Raw genomic sequence first — 17,535 nt, forward strand, 5'->3', positions numbered from 1 at the left:
TGAAGGTAAAGAATGTTGAAGGGTGCAATCTAAATTTTCAGATAAAGTCATAAAAAAATGAGCGTATTTACATACACTCATTTTTACTACATTTTACTAATATTTGCTTAACTGACTGGCATTACTCTAAATGAGGGCTTTTTTATAGGCAAGAGATTTAAAAATAGCCTAAGCATTTAAATCATCAGGCTATACTGATTTAAGGTATTTAATAAAATTAATCCTTAAAGGTCTCGTTTAGTGCATTCTGAACAGCTTCCACTCGAGATTTACAGGCTTTATACGCCTGCATAGACTCTTCAACGATTTTCATCAGATTATCAATATCTGGTTCTTGCTGAGATTCAAGTAATTCAGCATTCTTTTTCAAGATGTCATAGCCTTCCTGAAAGCTCAAAGTATCATGACTCATGGGGAGTTACCTGCGTAAGTTGTGCTGAAAATAGGCCATCGTGTAATTCAACCTGAACGGGTTGTTGGACATCAATTTGATGGATTGAACGAACCACATGTTCTTGCTGGCGCACAATGGCATAGCCTTTGGACAAAACATGTTTGGGATTTTGCAGCAGTGTTTCCCGCATCAGGGCATCTAGCTGCTGGTTAATCAGTTGGGTCTGTTGCTGGGCAAGGTTAGAGGTGTTGGACTTGAGCTGCTCTAAACGTTGCAAGGCATTCATAATCTGGTGATTGGCCAAATTTTGGATTAGCTTTAGATATTGCTCATTCTGGCTTTGATAAGCTTGAATTTGCTGTTGAGAAAGTCTCTGGATACTTTGCAGGTTATTTATAACTTCTTGCGTCAGCTCGACGACATGATTGCGAATTCCAGCAATCACTTTACTTGGTGTGTCGAAAGAACGATGAGCAATTTCATCCAGAATCGTCCTGTCTTTTTCATGACCAATACCAACCCAGACGGGAACTGAACGTTTGCAGAGCAGGGCAGCCAATGCATAGTCATTTAAATAAGCTAGATCATTGACTGCACCACCGCCACGAATGATTACGATCAGGTCAGGCGCGTTATGATAAGTTTGTGCCCACTGCTTTAAAGCTTGTGCCAAGCTTTGCATGATGCTTTGCGCTGCCGTATTTCCCTGAAAGGTCGCACTGTGATAGATAAATTCGCATACCTGAGCTTTTTGTAAAGCATCAGCATCTTTCTTGAAATCGCCCAGACCTGTAGCCTTTTCTGGAGCAATCACCAGAATCCGGTTTAGGTCAAAAGGTGTAGGCAGATTTTTATTGCGATTAATCAGACCTTCGGTTGTCAGTCTTTCTACAATCTGCTGATAACGTCGGGCTATATCTCCCAAGGTATATCCAGAATCAATCTCTACAATATTTAGGGAAAACCCATATTGCGGATCAAAGCTGGCTTTGACTTTGATTAAAACCTTAAGGTCCCGGCTTAGCTCAATACCACTTTCACGTTCAAATTGCGTCACAATTTTCTGTGCAGCAAATTTCCAGATGGTGGCCCGGCAACTGGCAATGACCTGATCATTGTCAGGATCTTTTTCTGCCAGTTCCAGATAGTAATGGCCAGCTTTGATATTTAAATTTCGAATCTCAGCTTTGACCCACACCGGTGTATCGAAAGTGATTTTAACTACTTCCTGAACCGTAGAAAGGTATTCTTTTAAGGAAAGCTGGAGATCGTCTTGCATGCCGAGATAAAGTTTAAAATTCAATCAAATATTAAATCAATATGATTGCTAGTACAAACACTAAGCTCAGCGCATAAAGAAGACTAGGATAAAAAACTGAGGCAAGAATTAGCTTAATAGTCTAAAAACAAAATATTAGAGTAATCCTTGGTTGATGAAAGGTAATAAACACTTTGTATAATAATGTAATGACATTGTCATCTTGAAGCCATTCCAATATTTAACTGAATCTAAATTTTAGTTAGTTTAAGAAAGAGATTACTTTTAAAAGCTAATTATTGATTGATATAAATCATAGGAAATAGTGAGAACTTAAATGGGGTTAAACCTAATGATATTAAAAAATGATCCTGCCGCTTTTTACAGAATTACAAACACTCAAGCCTTTTCAGATCTGACGCTATAAATGGAATATGCTACATTAAAGGCGAATTCCTTTAGAAGAATACCGCTCATGAAAAAAATAATTTTATCTGGTTTGTCCGGATTATTTGCATCCATCCTCCTTGCTGGTTGTAGTACAACCCAGTCGCCTGATTCAAACTCTGCGTCATTAGGAACAGCCAATCCAGCGAGTGCCTATTGTATCAATCAGGGTGGAAAGCTGGAAATCCGTAATGAAACTAATGGGCAAGTGGGCTATTGTCATATAAAAAATGGGCAAGTGGTCGAAGAATGGGAATATTTCCGAGCAAACCAGCCTAAATGTATCGCTGATCAGGCAGCTGCACTGGTGGGTCAATCGAATTTAACTGAAGCGCAAATCAAAGAAAAAACCAAAGCTCAAATGGTACGCATGGTTGCACCTGGCCAGCCTGTCACTATGGATTATCGTGAAGAGCGCGTGACGGTCACTGTAGATCCAGCCACTAAGAAAGTAGTTCAGGCCAGCTGTGGTTAAGATATGAAATGCTACTTTCGAGCAGGCAGTATCAATAAGAATAGGTAGAAATTTCATTTTAAATGACAAATCTGTGCTGATCTCTTATAGTGCCTCTCGGAAGGAGAAATTCATGAAAAAGTTATTTGCTTTATCGCTGATGGTTGCTCTGGTCGGCTGTGCAGAGAAAAAACCTTTAACCCCTGAAGAGCAGTGGCATGGCTATTGTCGTAGTGTGGGGAATGCTGCACGGACCATTATGCTGGATCGTCAGAATGCGATCGAGAAAGAAAAGGCTGTTGAGCATGCCAACAAGATTGATGACGACATTACTCGCGGTTTTATCCTGAATATTATCGATGAAGTCTATGCACTTCCGGAACAGGAAATTAAGACCGATGTAGATGCAGCCCGTGAGAAAGTCCGCGCTGAATTTACCGAAAAATGTATCGCCACACCGCATGATAAAATGCCAGATTACAAACCGTTCTAAGGAACGGTTTTTTATATTTAAATAAAACAAACTAAGAAATCATCATTCAAAATAAATAGTGGTTTATAGATATAAGAAAATTCTTCTAATAATAAAAATAGCCTAAGCAATATTAAATATAATTTGTGACAATTGCTAAATCTAAAATATAGAAATGCTTATCTTTATATTGAATAATGAATTTAACTCCAAAGCCTTGAGGAGAACAATAATATGGACGTCGTGAAGTATTTATATCACTCAGATCTGCTGTTAGAAGATGAAAAAGGATTGGCGATTATCGGTGGCGGACGCTATGTCCTGAGTGTAGGAGACAAGGTCGTGATTAAGCAGATCTTGGAGCAGGACAAAAAACGCTGTCTGGTCGAGATTTCCTTTGCCAGCAACAACCATAGTCAGACTTATGAAGATCAATGCGAATTAAAATTTGAGGGTTGTCGGGACGCTTTTCAGCAATATTTGAACTCGACGACAGTCCACTAAGGTGGAGTATCTTTTTCTAAGTAAATCAGGCAACATCGATGTTGCCTTTTTTATGCGTCAAATTTGGTTAAAAGTTGCCATATCTGTACTTAAATTATGCAAGGCGATGATGATTTGATTATTGAATGATCTTTATAAGCATCATTTAGTTATAAAATAATGAGCATCACAAAGAAACACTGTACTTGCATTAACTTTTAACTGGAATTTTAGTAAAATTTTAGAGTCCATATTATTTGTGAAGCTTTTATAAAGCAGGAATTCACAGGTAATTTTTTAAAAAAGAGGAATAACACCGTGCTAGAAGCTTACCGCCAACACGTTGAAGAACGTGCCGCACTCGGAGTCCCACCGAAGCCACTTGATGATGCTCAAACTGCTGCATTAGTTGAATTATTAAAAAATCCCCCAGCTGGTGAAGAAGCATACTTAGTTGACTTGCTTGAAAACCGTGTTCCAGCGGGTGTTGACCAAGCTGCATACGTAAAAGCTGCGTTCTTAGCTGCATTGGCAAAAGGCGAAGCGACTTCTCCACTAGTTTCTAAAGAACGTGCGGTTTACTTACTGGGCACTATGCTTGGTGGTTATAACGTTGCTCCTTTAGTTGAACTTCTAGAAGACGCAGAGCTTGGTGGTCTTGCTGCTGAAGCTTTGAAAAAAACGCTTCTTGTATTTGATGCGTTCCATGACGTAGCTGATAAAGCACGTGCAGGTAATGCAAATGCAAAAGCTGTTCTTCAATCATGGGCTGACGCTGAATGGTTCACAAACCGTGCAGACGTTCCAGAAGAAATCAAACTGACAGTTTTCAAAGTAACTGGCGAAACGAATACTGATGACTTGTCTCCAGCACAAGACGCTTGGAGCCGTCCAGACATTCCATTGCACGCAAATGCAATGCTGAAAAACGAACGTGATGGCATCAACCCAGAAGTTCCTGGTGAAGTTGGTCCATTAAACCAAATTAAAGATCTCATCGCGAAAGGCAACAAAGTTGCTTACGTAGGTGACGTTGTTGGTACAGGTTCTTCTCGTAAATCTGCAACTAACTCTGTACTTTGGTTCTTCGGTGACGAAATCGCTCACATTCCTAACAAGAAAGAAGGCGGTTATTGCTTAGGTTCTAAAATTGCTCCGATTTTCTTCAACACTATGGAAGACGCTGGTGCGTTACCAGTTGAAATCGACGTAGCAAACATGAACATGGGTGATGAAATCACTCTTAAAATCGACAAGGCTGCTGCTAAAGTAACTGCGTTCAAAGACGGCGCTCAAATCGCTGAAGCTGACCTTAAAACTCCAGTACTTTTAGACGAAGTTCGTGCGGGTGGTCGTATTAACCTGATCATCGGTCGTGGTTTGACAACTAAAGCACGTGAAGAGCTTGGTCTTGAGCCTTCAACTCTGTTCCGTACTCCAGTACAACCTGCTGACACTGGCAAAGGCTTCACCCTTGCTCAGAAGATGGTTGGTCGCGCTTGTGGTCTTCCTGAAGGTCAAGGTATCCGTCCAGGTACTTACTGTGAACCACGTATGACTACTGTTGGTTCTCAAGATACTACTGGTCCGATGACTCGTGACGAATTAAAAGACTTGGCTTGCCTAGGCTTCTCTGCTGACTTGGTAATGCAATCTTTCTGTCACACAGCTGCGTATCCAAAACCAGTTGACGTTCAAATGCAACACACGCTTCCTGATTTCATCATGAACCGTGGCGGTGTTTCTCTACGTCCAGGTGACGGTATTATCCACTCTTGGTTAAACCGTATGCTTCTTCCAGATACCGTTGGTACTGGCGGTGACTCACATACTCGTTTCCCAATCGGTATCTCATTCCCAGCGGGTTCTGGTCTTGTAGCATTCGCTGCAGCAACTGGTGTTATGCCACTTGATATGCCAGAATCTGTTCTTGTGAAGTTCAAAGGTAAAATGCAACCTGGTATCACTCTACGTGACCTAGTTCATGCAATTCCTTACGTAGCGATCCAAGAAGGTGACCTGACTGTAGAGAAGAAAGGTAAGAAAAACATCTTCTCTGGCCGTATCCTTGAGATTGACCTGACAGAAATGGAAACTGACCTGACTGTTGAGCAAGCATTCGAACTTTCTGATGCTTCTGCTGAACGTTCTGCTGCTGGTTGTGCGATCACTCTTTCTGAAGAGAAAGTTGCTGAATACCTACGTTCTAACATCACTATGCTGAAGTGGATGATTTCACAAGGCTATGGCGATGCTCGTACTATGGCGCGCCGTGTTGAGAACATGGAAAAATGGTTGGCTAACCCATCACTTCTTAAAGCTGATGCTGATGCTGAATACACTAAAGTGTATGAAATCGACCTTTCTACAATCACAGAACCAGTTCTTTGCTGCCCGAACGACCCAGATGATGCGAAACTTCTTTCTGACGTTCAAGGCGTGAAAATTGATGAAGTATTCATCGGTTCTTGTATGACTAACATCGGTCACTTCCGTGCAGCTGGTAAACTTCTAGACAAAGTACCTGGTGGTTCTTTATCTACTCGTCTATGGTTGGCTCCACCAACTCGTATGGACGAACACCAATTGATGGAAGAAGGTTTCTACAATACTTATGGTAAAGCTGGCGCTCGTACTGAAATGCCAGGCTGTTCATTATGTATGGGTAACCAAGCACGTGTAGCTCCAAACACTACTTGTGTGTCTACATCTACTCGTAACTTCCCGAACCGTCTAGGTCAAGGTGCTAACGTTTACCTAGCATCTGCTGAGCTTGCTTCTGTTGCTGCTGTATTAGGTAAATTACCTTCTCCAGAAGAATACCAACAGTACGCTGCTCAAATCGACAGTATGTCTGCTGACATCTACCAATACTTGAACTTCGACAAGATGAGCGAGTATACAGATGCTGCTAAAGACATCGATACCAAGAAAATTGCTGCTGCTCAATTAGCTTAATTGATCAAAAAGTAGTTTAGAATAAGGGCTGATTTATCAGCCCTTATTTTTTTATTTAGTATTTATAAGATGTACAAACTTATTTCGATTTTAAAAGAATTATCAGCACAACACGATATAAAAAATTATCATTGGGATATTCCCAAAAATTGCCCGATACAAATTCCAGATTATTTATCCTCAAACTTCGATAGAAATGTTTATCTCAAAGAACATTTCAATAAAGCCTTGAATAAAGGTGACTGTTTACCTGGTTATTATTGGATAATTCAAGAGTGGGGCGGGATTTCTTCTTTCAAACGTAATGAACTGAACGATGCCAAAATTTTGAAATTTTTAAAGGATCTTGAGGAAAAATCGCTTACTAAAGTATCTTTTGATCGTATTTCATCTTTTTCTAAAGTTGCTTCTTTCATTCAACCCAGTGAATACGTTATTTATGATTCAAGAGTGATTTATTCACTCAATTGGCTACTATTTAATTATGCATCTGAGTGGGAGCTGTTTAGTCAGCCACAAAGTCGAAATAGTGAGTTGATGAAATATGATATGCAAACAATATTTCGTCTGACAGGAAAGAGCCCTAAATACCGTAGTCATAAAAATGCTTATAATGAATATTGTGAGTTGATAAAAATGCTTTCTAAAGAAATCTATGAACAAGGTGGTAAGCCTTATTTGTTAGAAATGTTATTGTTTACTGTGGCACCAAATGCGATTGTAGAAGATATACAGAAAAAAGTTTCTCTAAAAATTGATTTAGAATTAACTGTTTAATTGAAAGATAATTTAAATAAGAAGTATGATTAGGGCTGACTTATGAACGCTTTTTTATATGAATAATCAATCTTGCTATATGTGTGATAATTTGGCGACAACAAAAGAACACGTGCCACCAAAATGCTTATTTCCAGAAAAAAAAGACTTAAAAGATATTAGTTTAGATTTAAGAAAAGGACTGATCAAAGTACCTTCATGTGTGAATCATAATTGTAAGAAGTCAGGTGATGATGAATATCTGTTGAATGTTTTATCAATGACAATTCAAACAGGTAAATATGGACTTTTAAATTTTGAAAGTAAGGTAATGCGTTCTTGGAGTAGAAAGGATCGAATATCTAAACTAAAAGAAAAATTAATATCGACAGCTAGAGCAGTAAAAATAAAAGATTCAGAGTCAGAAGATATTTTTGAAGCTTTGGAATTAACTGTAGATAGGGATAGATTGAAAGAAGTTTTAAGATGTTGTGCTCTAGGACTTTATTATTATGAATTTGGAAAGAGGTATAAGGGTTCAGTACACTCAACTCCTTTATTTTCACCAATCCCTGATAAGAATTGGATAGAACAACAAGGTCAAATGGAGGATTACTATTTTAATAAATTTAAGAATATTAAAAGAAAAGGAGATAATCCTGAGATTTTCCAATATGCGTTTTATCAAGATACATTTAATAATATGCTAGTAGTACTAATGTGGTTTTATGAAGGATGTAAAGCAATATCATTTTTCAGATAAGCATATATTTAAAAACTTCTACAAATTGCACATTTACTAAATATATCATGCAATTCAAATATTAAAAATTATTGAAAGTTGTCATAAAAGCCCAAACAATCTCGATTCCTCTGCATTGGTGGTTTCCTCAATGGAACTCAGGTTAAAGACCAAGGCGATAGCTTTGTCTGCGTCGAAAATGGTAAACAGGTGACTTACCATAAAAAGGAAATCTTCCATCAAGATGCTTGGGATCATGATTATTATGTTTGTGAAACTACGACTGACCAGCAAGCACGCAACTGGGTTTATGATATTCCACCACATTAATTGTCTCTATTCAGGCTGTAAATCAAACAATTACTAGAAACAATAACTTGCATAACATTTCTAAAATTGATTTTTCATACTATTTTCCTAAAACTGTATGAAAATAAAGCCAATAGGGAATATTATGAATTATGAAATCGATGCCTTTGGCACCTTGGTAATTGCAGTTTTTTTTCTTTTCATTGGGCGGTATCTGGTTAGTAAAATTGGCTTCTTTAGAAATTATAACTTACCCGAACCCGTAATCGGCGGTCTGATCGCAGCGATTACAGCTTTTATTCTCTATAAATTTTTTAATATCAGTGCCACATTTGACTCAGAAATCCAAACTATTTTGATGCTGATGTTCTTTACCTCTGTTGGTTTAAGTGCAGACTTTACCAAGCTCAAAGAAGGCGGGAAATCACTGCTGATCTTTCTGGTCTGTGTCATTCTATTTGTAGTTGTACAAAATGCGGTGGGTATGAGCTTAGCTACAGCACTTGGGCTTGATCCATTGATTGGTCTGATTGTTGGTTCTGTTACCTTAACAGGGGGTCATGGTACTGCCGGTGCTTGGGGTGAAGTTCTGGAAACTCAATATGGAATCCAGGGGGCAATTGTCCTCGGAATGGCAAGCGCTACTTTTGGTTTGATTATTGGTGGACTTGTGGGCGGTCCGGTTGCCAAATTCTTGATTAAACGCAATCAATTGGCAGAGACAGTAGCGCAAGAGACCAATGAGCAACAACTCGATACTAGCATCAACACCGCACCCTTCGAATATCCAAAGAAAACCCGGTTGATTACAGCCAGTAATGCAGTGTCGACTTTGGGGATGTTTGCGCTATGTATTTTTGTTGCGAATGAGATGACAGAGATCAGTCAGGGAAGATGGTTTGAACTGCCGACCTTTGTCTGGGCCTTAGGGACAGGGGTGATTGTACGTAACTTCCTGGAACATGTCCTAAAAGTCGATATCTTCGACCGTGCTATTGATGTATTCGGAAATGCGTCATTGTCTCTGTATTTATCTATGGCTTTACTGTCACTGCAACTTTGGTTACTGGCCGATTTGGCAGGCCCGCTCATTACCATTTTGTTTGCGCAGACAGCGGTACTGATTTTATTTACCGCAATTGTGACCTTTAGAATCATGGGAAAAAATTACGATGCCGCTGTATTGGTAGCAGGACATTGTGGTTTTGGTATGGGAGCAACACCGACTGCGATTGCCAATATTCAGGCGGTCACCAATAGTTATGGTCCATCACATAAAGCATTTTTGATCGTACCGCTGTGTGGTGCATTTTTTATTGATATTGTGAATGCTGTGGTGATTCAGAGCATCATTGCATTTTTCGGTTAAATTTTAATACAACTTTAAAATCATATAGACATGAAAAAGCCCCATGGTTAGGGGCTAGTCGTATGCACATCTGAGGCACATACTGTAAGAGGCTCATCTCATACTGAGCGTATTAAAGCACATTAACCTATCAATAGCCATTTAAATCATCTTTAGGCAGATAACTGTTGCTCAATGACTGGCCATAAGTTTTGATGTGAATTCTTGAACATCAGCATATGGCCAATCCCTTTATGACCATATTCTTGGGGCTTTAGCTCAATCATTTCTGTGGCTGCTTTTGGATATAAGCGCAGCAAGTCTTTGACATTCGCTTGAGTGGCGATTTCATCATCCGACGCCCAGATTGATGTGATCGGGCAGGTGATCTGAGCATGATAGTCATGTGCTGGTGCGATCTTTTTACCAATCGCATTAATTATATAACCTGGTTTACTACAAAATTCTGCCCATTCACGTGCCACATCTTTTGGCAGGTTTTCACCCATACCAATCGCTTGGGTTGGGCCATAGCCTTTAGTGATACGTGCCAATGGGAAAATGATATTGAACATCACTGGCGCTAGTAATTTGGTGCGGCCCCTTAAACCTTTAATATGACCCGTCGATCCGGCAATTGCCACGACTTTTTCCACTTTGACATAGTTTGGGACAATACCCAGCAGCTGTCCACCAGCACTATGACCAAGTAAGATGACCTTTGCTGCCTGAGTTTTAGCTAATAGCGCATCTATCGCAGCCGGAATGTCCAGTTGTCCCCATTGCACAATACTGGCTTTAGACTGCTTAACCGAACCTTTTAAAGATTCCCCAATACCTCGAAAATCAAATACCATTACGGCATAACCCTGAGTTTGCAACCAGCAGCTAAAAATATGATAAAACTGTTTGGTAATGCCAGTCGCAGGACAGATTAATATGGGAGATTTCTTACTTTCAGTCTCAGTGACTGGATAAAAACGTGCACTTAATTGATAGCCATCCTGGCACTTTAGAGTCAATGTTTCGAATTCAGACATGGGCTACACTATATTTTTGAATCAGAATGAATGCTTAAATTTACCTGACTTCTTCAAAGAAACTTGTTAAAACAATGACTAAAAAGTCAGTACGATGATAAAAACGGAATGAAAATATGCAGGGAATCGAACTTGATCTGGCAGTAAAGATCGCGATTATTTTTAGTGGAATATTCTTATGGGTGGGGATGTTAACCGGAGTATGGAAGTATTGGCAAATCCGCCAGTCTGTCAATTCACGGGCGCATTATTATGTGGATATTGCGCATCGCAGCAGTCTGCTTTATGCCCCTGCGACATTGATTCTGGCAGTATTGGCTTACTATTCAGCACTATCTTCGCAGATTAATTTGATCTGTGTATTGATCAATGTTCTCTTTTTCAGTTTCTCGATTAGTGCGTATATCTTGCATGGGTTTTTGAAAGACACCACTAATCAGTTTAAGCGACCGCATCAACTAGGTAAATTTCAGTTGCCGGGCGTGCTTATGACTTTGGCAATGTTAGGTTTAATTATTACAGAATTAGGAGGAACAAGTGTGCTTCTTTATGGGGCGGCGGTCGGATTATTCTAATTTTTTAATAGTTGATTTTATTTTTGAGCTTTAAGCTCAATTTATTTCTTTTCTGCCAGATGGATGACTGGCCAGATCATCCACTGGGGTATAAATTTATTAATAAATTATCGGTATTTCTGGTCAATCACAGCCCATAAGAAAAAGGCTGCCGACACAATCAAGGCATAACCGACGTACTCAAATTTTAAATTGCCTTGAATTAAACAATGCACAATCAAGGTCAGCATAAGCGCAACCGTGGTGCTCAAGAAAGTCACCAGATTGGTATTTGCCTTAAGAGCGTCAATGAAGACTTGCTTTTTGAAATGTACTGATAACATCTCCATCCCTCCCGTTTATTTGTATTATTGAAGAGTAAATCTTATTGATTTAGTCTGAATTGAATATACAGTTGTACTTCTTAATTTCAACCTTTGCAACTATTTAAGTGAACTTTAACAGTTAAAAAAGGCCTCCTTTAGTCGTATTACTGCACTAATCAATGATTGCATCTGAATCATCACCGTTAACATTTCAGCGAGGGCAGTTCGACTGAAGTGTGCAAGTGACCAATCATTGCTACCATAGAGAAAAGCAAATTCTACGCCAAAAATTTGTAGAGATAATCCAGAGAATGTAAGTCTATGTAGGATGATGAAGGTGAGTTGGTTTAATCAGGAAACAATATGTTTAAAAAACAGTAAAATAGAGAGTTGTATTGATCTTCTGCTAAAGAATGAAAACGGAAGTAAGAAAGAAGCTAATTAAAATAATTGATTAAAAGTTTATAAAGCTTTCTAAAATACAATTTGGCTATGATGAGAAGGTTAGGGTGTAAACAATAAATGCCGGTTTGGGTAAAACCTGACAGATATTGATCACGCTAAAACCGGATTTTGGGTAAAAATACGATTTTTATGACCTCTTAGAAAGATTAATTTCTGATGCGGTCAATCACAGCGGCAATGACAAGAACAATAAGAGATGGAATCAGCCATGCCATATTTTGTTCAGAAAGCGGTAAGTTCTGTAGCAATTCAGGTAATTCAAGACCAGCAACTTTAAGCCCATCAAAAACACCGAAAATAAATGCAACCAGTGTAGTCGGTGCAACAACTTGAGCAGGCTTTTTAAAGAAATGACCGCAGAAGCTTAGCAGGATCACTGCAATCGCAGGCGGATAAATCGCGCTCAATACAGGCACAGACACGGCAATTAGTTTGGTCAAACCAAGATTTGAAATCACCAGCGAGAAGCCGACCAGTACAAAGACAAAGGCTTTATAAGGCAGTTTGGTAATAGAGGAGAAGTATTCAGCACATGCACAGGTTAAGCCAATCGCAGTCACCATGCAGGCAACAAAGATCATGGTGGCAAGGAAATAAGCACCCATATCACCAAAAGCATGTTGTACATAGGCATGCAGAATAATCGCACCATTCGCAGCATTAGGGGCAACATCATGACTACCTAAGCCTAGTTTAAACAGGCTGAGATACACCAGCGTCAAACCGATACCAGAAATAATCGCTGCATTGACTGCATATTTGGTAATCAGCTTGCGATCCGTTACGCCACGAGAAGTAATCGCACGCACAATCACAATACCAAAGACCAATGCACCTAAGGTATCCATGGTCAGATAACCATTAACGATGCCTTCAGTGACCGGACTTGTAACATAGTTACCCACTGCAGCAGGTGGTTTGCCGGCAGGAATCAATACTGCAGCACCGCCTAAAATAATCAATGCGATAATTTTTACTGGAGACAGGAAGTATCCAACTGTATCCAGAATCTTATTTGGATAAAGGGAAACCAGAGTCACTACAGCGAAATAGATCACACTATAGATCAGCAGATTGCTAGGTGCATTGCCAAAGTATGAAGAGAAGCCGATTTCATAAGAAACGGTTGCAGTACGTGGTGTCGCAAACAAAGGCCCAACCGTCAGATAACACACGACAGTCAATAAAAGACTGGCAGCTTTACCTAAAGGAGAACTTAAGATCTGGATTGAACCTTCAACACGTGACAATGCCACGATGGTGATGACAGGTAGGCCAACTGCCGTAATCAGGAAACCTAGGGCAGCTAACCATACATGCTCACCGGCTTGTTGAGCCACAATCGGTGGAAAGATAATGTTGCCTGCACCAATAAACAGTGCAAAGGTCATAAAACCTAAGGCCACAATATCTCTTGTACGGAGACTTGTCATAGAGGGAGAACAAATAAATAAAAGAAAGCGATTTTAGTGTATATATGATGATTTTTGGAGTTTAATTTAATGCCGAAAGCCTTGATTTTACTGATCTTGATGATCGGATAATATGAACTTTAAAAGCTTGGTAGAAATATATCTTTGATATTCAGTTAAAAAAATTATAATTTATTTTTAAATAAATAAATCATTTAGGCTCCATTTCATCATTTTAAGCTTATTGTTTGTATAAATAAGCAGCATTGAGATTCTCTAGAGCAAGTTTTAAGAATTGTCATGCAGAGCGAACAAATGCGCATCTTGGCTGAAAAAGGACTATAATTTCCCGATTCACCTTGAGGATAGATCCATGCGAGCTCCAGCGATTACTCTGAAAACCGAACAAGATATCGAAAAATTACGTATATCTGGGCGTTTGGCTGCACAGGTTTTGGAAATGATCGGGGAGCATGTCAAGCCGGGTGTCACAACTGAATATCTGGATGACATCTGTCATGATTTTATCGTCAATACACTAAAAGTGACGCCAGCTAATATTGGCTATTATGGTTATACCAAAACCACCTGTATTTCACCGAATGAAGTGGTTTGTCATGGTATTCCATCTCCGAATACGGTCTTGCAAGATGGCGATATTATTAATATTGACGTTGCGATCATTAAAGACGGTTATTTTGGCGATACCAGTCGAATGTATTATGTCGGTACACCAACTCCTGAAGCCAAACGTCTGGTCGAAACCACTTATGAAGCTATGGTTGCCGGGATTCATGCCGTTAAACCGGGCGCAACCCTAGGCGATATTGGTTATGCAATCCAGTCTGTTGCACAGCGTGAAGGCTACACCATTGTGCGTGAATATTGTGGTCATGGGATTGGTAAAATTTATCACGAACAGCCAAACATTCTGCATTACGGACAACCAGGTCAGGGCATCAAACTGGTACCCGGTATGGTCTTTACCATTGAACCTATGGTCAACATGGGTAAAGCACGTGTTAAAGAGCTGAAGGACGGCTGGACAGTCGTGACTGCAGATAAATCCTGGTCAGCTCAATGGGAACACATGGTAGTTGTAACCGACACAGGTTTTGAGCTGTTATCACCATGGCCAGAAGGCACTGGCGAGTATCCGGAAATTTAAATTATTTTTCATGTTATGCATTGAAATACAGTAGCTTACATAAATTACAGCATACGTGTTATTAATGACAAAAGCCTACAAAATACTACATGAAGAAGTGGTTTAACCAGCCAAATTCTCTTAATCTATTTATAGTTAGTTGATATTTGCTTTGTTAGATGTCTGATTGCTGTGTATTAGATTTGGCTTGGCGGTAGTAGTTTCCTTTCGTTCACTTCATGCTGTAGTGAATCGTTTTTATTAGCTCATTTTTCCCCAAGAATGAGCTATTTTTTTTGCCGGAAATATGTCTATTTATACAAGATGCAGATGCTCAACCAGATAATCAATAAATACTCTTACAGCTGGTAACAGACCACGACGGGAAGGATAAACCAGATGGAAAATTCCATGTGCCGTTTTCCAGTCTGAAAGTACCCGAACCAGTTCGCCCCGTTCTATATATTGCTGCACGACATTATCGGGCAATAAGGTAATACCACAGCCTGAAGCTGCCAGTTGTGCCAGCATATTCAGGTCTGATCCCATTACGGTCGGGTTGATCCGGATTTTCTTCTGTTGCTGCTGCTCATTCTGCAATATCAGGAACTGTTCAGTATGTTCCTCAGCCATGCTTAAAATTTTATGTTCAGAGAGCTGTTCAGGTGTTTTAAGATCGCCAAATTCATTTAAATAGCCCTGACTGGCAAACAGATGCTGTTCAATTTTTTCAAACTGACGAATTACCAGATTCGGATCATCATCCAGGCTGGTCCGTACCCGTAAGGCCAGATCAAAACCTTCATTAATAATGTCCACACGTCGATTGGTGATCATCATCTGGACTTTAATTTCAGGATATTTTTTCAGGAAATCCGGCAGGATTTTTGCCATTTCATTCTGGGCAATGGAGACGGGCAGGCTGATTTTAATGGTACCACGCGGTTCAGTACTGAGATGATCCACCAGATCATGGGCGGCCTGTGCTGCACTGAGCATCACTTGTGCATGTCGATAGATATTCATGCCAATATCAGTGACTGCAAAATGGCGAGAACTACGCTGAATCAGGCGGACACCAAGGCGTTCTTCCAGATTATAAACACGGCGGCTGAGCTTGGATTTGGGAATATCGGTGGCACGTTCGGCTGCACTAAAGCCGCCATGTTCAACGACCTGCGCAAAACAGTAAAAATCATCCAGATCAGTCAGCATCGTTTAATTCCATTCCTGCAACAATAGGCTGATTAAAAAATGATTGTTGCATACTGTCAACTATAGAATACGAATTTTGAATGATGACTAGATCTCGGACTCAAGTAATTTAAGTAAGGTCTTCATGCCTTCTGTGGCCGTTTGGGAAATCTTGTGAAACTGAACTGGTAAATGCTGTTGATCTGCTTTGGGATCAATATAGTAAGCTGTGGAGTGAGCTGGAATCTCATGGATTAAACCAGCAACAGGATATACTTGCAAACTGGTTCCAATGACCACAAAAATATCAGCATTCTGTACACAATCTTGTGCTTCTTCATAAGCAGGAACTGCTTCACCAAACCAGACTACATGTGGACGTAGTGGATAGCCATCCTTACAGAAGTGTTTAGTTAAATCTAATTCAGTCCCTTCAATCGGATAAAACTCGGTGGTGTACTGACAATTCGGGCCTGAGGTTTTGGCTAGGCGGATATTACCATGCAGGTGAATGACCTTGGAGCTTCCCGCACGTTCATGCAGATCATCAATATTCTGGGTAATCACATGTACATCAAAATCATCTTCAAGTTCGGCAATGAGTTGATGAGCTGCATTTGGCTGTGCTTCCAGAATATTTTTACGTCGGGCATTATAAAAGCGTTGCACCAGTTCCGGATTTTTAGCCCAAGCTTCCGGTGTGGCCACTTCTTCTATACGATACTGTTCCCAAAGCCCATCACTGTCACGAAAGGTGTTAATCCCACTTTCCGCACTCATGCCAGCACCTGAAAACACCACCAGTTTTTTCATGATTTCTTCTCCTGAATCTTTAGGCCGCTGATGAACTCGACTGTAAATTGTCTTTCAGAAAGATACCGAGCTCCTTGGCAAATTTGAGTGGTTCGGTCAGTAAGGGGGTATGGCCAGATTTTGTAAAAAGTACCTGTTTAGCCTGAGGCAGGCTTTGGGCAATTAGGCGCTGACCTTCCACAGGATAAAGTTTTGACTGCACACCGCTAAAGAAAGTTACTGGACAAGTAAGCTTCGTCAGAGCTTCACGATAATCTTCCTGATGATATAAATAATTATTGATGTACCACGCCATATAATCCACCCGGCTAGAAGGAAGGAGCAGGCTTTGCAGACGAGGTTGGTTCAGGATGAACTTAAATACTTTCAAACTGGCTGGACGATCATTTTGTAGCTGGATAAAGCGCAGCCATAATGCTGCAATTTGCTGTCGTACTGAATTATCCAGATCCCGAATGAGTTCAATATGCTGATGTTCTGCAAGTAATGTTGAAAGCTGCTGCAAAATTTCAATAAATTCCTGATGGCGTGGACCAAAAAGTCCAAATGCCCAGGCATTATCGACCGGAATCTTCGGTGTTTGGTCAATATGCAAATAAGCTGCTATGTGTTTGGCAAAGTTCCCATAGCACAGGCCATGCATGGTGGTTGTCGCGCCCATAGAGTAAGCAATTACAATGAATTGATCTAAATTGAGCTGCTGGATCACCGACTGAACATCAAGCCAGTGACTGGAAATCGCATCCAGGTCTTGCGGGATTTTGCAGTGACTAGACGCCCCAAAACCGCGCCATTCAGGAATAATAAAGCGGAAGTTTTTCTGATGTGGATAGAGAAAAGCTGCCCATTGCCAGCTCAACATGCCCAGACCGGATAGGACCAGTACCGGTTGACCCTGACCGTATTCACGTACAAATAACTGTTCGCCATCTGGCATGGTATAGAAGGGCATGCATATCTCCG

The 17,535-nt window shown here is 40.2% G+C and carries 18 protein-coding genes; 10 read left to right on the top strand and 8 right to left on the bottom strand.

Features of this window, described 5'->3' with window-relative positions; genetic code table 11:
* Positions 1–217: 217 nt before the first annotated feature.
* Both xseB and xseA read right to left on the bottom strand, forming a co-directional pair.
* Positions 218–412 carry an exodeoxyribonuclease VII small subunit gene (gene xseB, locus FTU03_RS10980; protein ID WP_005235956.1) on the bottom strand — a complete coding sequence of 65 codons (195 nt, stop codon included), beginning with the start codon at positions 410–412 and terminating at the stop codon, positions 218–220.
* The gene (xseA, locus tag FTU03_RS10985; RefSeq protein WP_179993010.1) at positions 402–1,673 is read right to left on the bottom strand and encodes an exodeoxyribonuclease VII large subunit; all 1,272 of its coding nucleotides are present in this window, start codon (positions 1,671–1,673) and stop codon (positions 402–404) included. Before xseA ends, xseB begins: the two co-directional genes overlap by 11 nt.
* A gap of 454 nt (positions 1,674–2,127) precedes the next feature.
* Between xseA and FTU03_RS10990 the strand changes: the two genes are divergently transcribed.
* The 8 genes from FTU03_RS10990 (at position 2,128) to gltS (ending at position 9,642) form a co-directional block, all read left to right on the top strand.
* Positions 2,128–2,574, top strand: a complete 447-nt coding sequence (locus tag FTU03_RS10990; RefSeq protein ID WP_004783808.1) for an I78 family peptidase inhibitor — start codon at positions 2,128–2,130, stop codon at positions 2,572–2,574.
* A gap of 112 nt (positions 2,575–2,686) precedes the next feature.
* The gene (locus FTU03_RS10995; protein ID WP_004783806.1) at positions 2,687–3,046 is read left to right on the top strand and encodes a hypothetical protein; all 360 of its coding nucleotides are present in this window, start codon (positions 2,687–2,689) and stop codon (positions 3,044–3,046) included.
* A 213-nt stretch (positions 3,047–3,259) separates the two neighbouring features.
* Positions 3,260–3,529, top strand: coding sequence for a hypothetical protein (locus FTU03_RS11000; protein ID WP_004783805.1), 270 nt, complete (start codon positions 3,260–3,262; stop codon positions 3,527–3,529).
* 297 nt (positions 3,530–3,826) lie between these two features.
* A complete protein-coding gene (locus tag FTU03_RS11005) occupies positions 3,827–6,466 on the top strand; it encodes a bifunctional aconitate hydratase 2/2-methylisocitrate dehydratase (RefSeq protein WP_004783803.1) in 2,640 nt (879 codons plus the stop codon).
* Positions 6,467–6,535: 69 nt separating this feature from the next.
* Positions 6,536–7,243 (top strand): hypothetical protein, encoded by a 708-nt coding sequence (locus FTU03_RS11010; protein WP_179993009.1) that lies wholly within the window; start codon positions 6,536–6,538, stop codon positions 7,241–7,243.
* 58 nt (positions 7,244–7,301) lie between these two features.
* Positions 7,302–7,985 carry a hypothetical protein gene (locus FTU03_RS11015; RefSeq protein WP_257218526.1) on the top strand — a complete coding sequence of 228 codons (684 nt, stop codon included), beginning with the start codon at positions 7,302–7,304 and terminating at the stop codon, positions 7,983–7,985.
* 114 nt (positions 7,986–8,099) lie between these two features.
* Positions 8,100–8,294 (top strand): hypothetical protein, encoded by a 195-nt coding sequence (locus tag FTU03_RS11020; RefSeq protein ID WP_179993012.1) that lies wholly within the window; start codon positions 8,100–8,102, stop codon positions 8,292–8,294.
* Positions 8,295–8,418: 124 nt separating this feature from the next.
* Complete coding sequence (gltS, locus tag FTU03_RS11025; protein ID WP_104484060.1) at positions 8,419–9,642, top strand: sodium/glutamate symporter; 1,224 nt, start codon at positions 8,419–8,421, stop codon at positions 9,640–9,642.
* A gap of 152 nt (positions 9,643–9,794) precedes the next feature.
* Here the strand turns inward: gltS and FTU03_RS11030 are convergent, their stop codons facing one another.
* Positions 9,795–10,661 carry an alpha/beta fold hydrolase gene (locus FTU03_RS11030; protein WP_179993008.1) on the bottom strand — a complete coding sequence of 289 codons (867 nt, stop codon included), beginning with the start codon at positions 10,659–10,661 and terminating at the stop codon, positions 9,795–9,797.
* Between the two features lie 116 nt (positions 10,662–10,777).
* On the opposite strand from FTU03_RS11030, the gene FTU03_RS11035 reads away from it, so the two are divergent.
* Positions 10,778–11,236 carry a hypothetical protein gene (locus FTU03_RS11035; protein WP_179993007.1) on the top strand — a complete coding sequence of 153 codons (459 nt, stop codon included), beginning with the start codon at positions 10,778–10,780 and terminating at the stop codon, positions 11,234–11,236.
* Positions 11,237–11,343: 107 nt separating this feature from the next.
* Here FTU03_RS11035 and FTU03_RS11040 read toward each other — a convergent pair whose 3' ends face one another.
* A complete protein-coding gene (locus FTU03_RS11040) occupies positions 11,344–11,559 on the bottom strand; it encodes a hypothetical protein (protein WP_004783783.1) in 216 nt (71 codons plus the stop codon).
* Positions 11,560–12,152: 593 nt separating this feature from the next.
* Positions 12,153–13,439: a branched-chain amino acid transport system II carrier protein gene (gene brnQ, locus FTU03_RS11045; RefSeq protein WP_159123164.1), complete on the bottom strand. Its 1,287-nt coding sequence runs from the start codon at positions 13,437–13,439 to the stop codon at positions 12,153–12,155.
* 352 nt (positions 13,440–13,791) lie between these two features.
* On the opposite strand from brnQ, the gene map reads away from it, so the two are divergent.
* Positions 13,792–14,586, top strand: a complete 795-nt coding sequence (gene map, locus FTU03_RS11050; protein WP_179993006.1) for a type I methionyl aminopeptidase — start codon at positions 13,792–13,794, stop codon at positions 14,584–14,586.
* A 294-nt stretch (positions 14,587–14,880) separates the two neighbouring features.
* On the opposite strand, the gene FTU03_RS11055 is transcribed toward map, so the two are convergent.
* From FTU03_RS11055 to FTU03_RS11065, 3 genes are all read right to left on the bottom strand, one after another.
* Positions 14,881–15,780, bottom strand: a complete 900-nt coding sequence (locus FTU03_RS11055; protein ID WP_166134896.1) for a LysR substrate-binding domain-containing protein — start codon at positions 15,778–15,780, stop codon at positions 14,881–14,883.
* Positions 15,781–15,867: 87 nt separating this feature from the next.
* A complete protein-coding gene (locus FTU03_RS11060; protein WP_179993005.1) occupies positions 15,868–16,572 on the bottom strand; it encodes an NAD-dependent deacylase in 705 nt (234 codons plus the stop codon).
* A gap of 19 nt (positions 16,573–16,591) precedes the next feature.
* Positions 16,592–17,524: an alpha/beta fold hydrolase gene (locus tag FTU03_RS11065; RefSeq protein WP_179993004.1), complete on the bottom strand. Its 933-nt coding sequence runs from the start codon at positions 17,522–17,524 to the stop codon at positions 16,592–16,594.
* Positions 17,525–17,535 lie beyond the last annotated feature (11 nt).

It is taken from the genome of Acinetobacter sp. YH12046 (assembly GCF_013419905.1).
GTDB lineage: Bacteria > Pseudomonadota > Gammaproteobacteria > Pseudomonadales > Moraxellaceae > Acinetobacter.

Bases quoted from the DNA above. Each gene is read 5' to 3' on its own strand.
- xseB (WP_005235956.1), bottom strand. From the start codon at position 412: ATGAGTCATGATACTTTGAGCTTTCAGGAAGGCTATGACATCTTGAAA.
- xseA (WP_179993010.1), bottom strand. From the start codon at position 1,673: ATGCAAGACGATCTCCAGCTTTCCTTAAAAGAATACCTTTCTACGGTT.
- FTU03_RS10990 (WP_004783808.1), top strand. From the start codon at position 2,128: ATGAAAAAAATAATTTTATCTGGTTTGTCCGGATTATTTGCATCCATC.
- FTU03_RS10995 (WP_004783806.1), top strand. From the start codon at position 2,687: ATGAAAAAGTTATTTGCTTTATCGCTGATGGTTGCTCTGGTCGGCTGT.
- FTU03_RS11000 (WP_004783805.1), top strand. From the start codon at position 3,260: ATGGACGTCGTGAAGTATTTATATCACTCAGATCTGCTGTTAGAAGAT.
- FTU03_RS11010 (WP_179993009.1), top strand. From the start codon at position 6,536: ATGTACAAACTTATTTCGATTTTAAAAGAATTATCAGCACAACACGAT.
- FTU03_RS11015 (WP_257218526.1), top strand. From the start codon at position 7,302: ATGAATAATCAATCTTGCTATATGTGTGATAATTTGGCGACAACAAAA.
- gltS (WP_104484060.1), top strand. From the start codon at position 8,419: ATGAATTATGAAATCGATGCCTTTGGCACCTTGGTAATTGCAGTTTTT.
- FTU03_RS11030 (WP_179993008.1), bottom strand. From the start codon at position 10,661: ATGTCTGAATTCGAAACATTGACTCTAAAGTGCCAGGATGGCTATCAA.
- FTU03_RS11035 (WP_179993007.1), top strand. From the start codon at position 10,778: ATGCAGGGAATCGAACTTGATCTGGCAGTAAAGATCGCGATTATTTTT.
- FTU03_RS11040 (WP_004783783.1), bottom strand. From the start codon at position 11,559: ATGTTATCAGTACATTTCAAAAAGCAAGTCTTCATTGACGCTCTTAAG.
- brnQ (WP_159123164.1), bottom strand. From the start codon at position 13,439: ATGACAAGTCTCCGTACAAGAGATATTGTGGCCTTAGGTTTTATGACC.
- map (WP_179993006.1), top strand. From the start codon at position 13,792: ATGCGAGCTCCAGCGATTACTCTGAAAACCGAACAAGATATCGAAAAA.
- FTU03_RS11055 (WP_166134896.1), bottom strand. From the start codon at position 15,780: ATGCTGACTGATCTGGATGATTTTTACTGTTTTGCGCAGGTCGTTGAA.
- FTU03_RS11060 (WP_179993005.1), bottom strand. From the start codon at position 16,572: ATGAAAAAACTGGTGGTGTTTTCAGGTGCTGGCATGAGTGCGGAAAGT.
- FTU03_RS11065 (WP_179993004.1), bottom strand. From the start codon at position 17,524: ATGCCCTTCTATACCATGCCAGATGGCGAACAGTTATTTGTACGTGAA.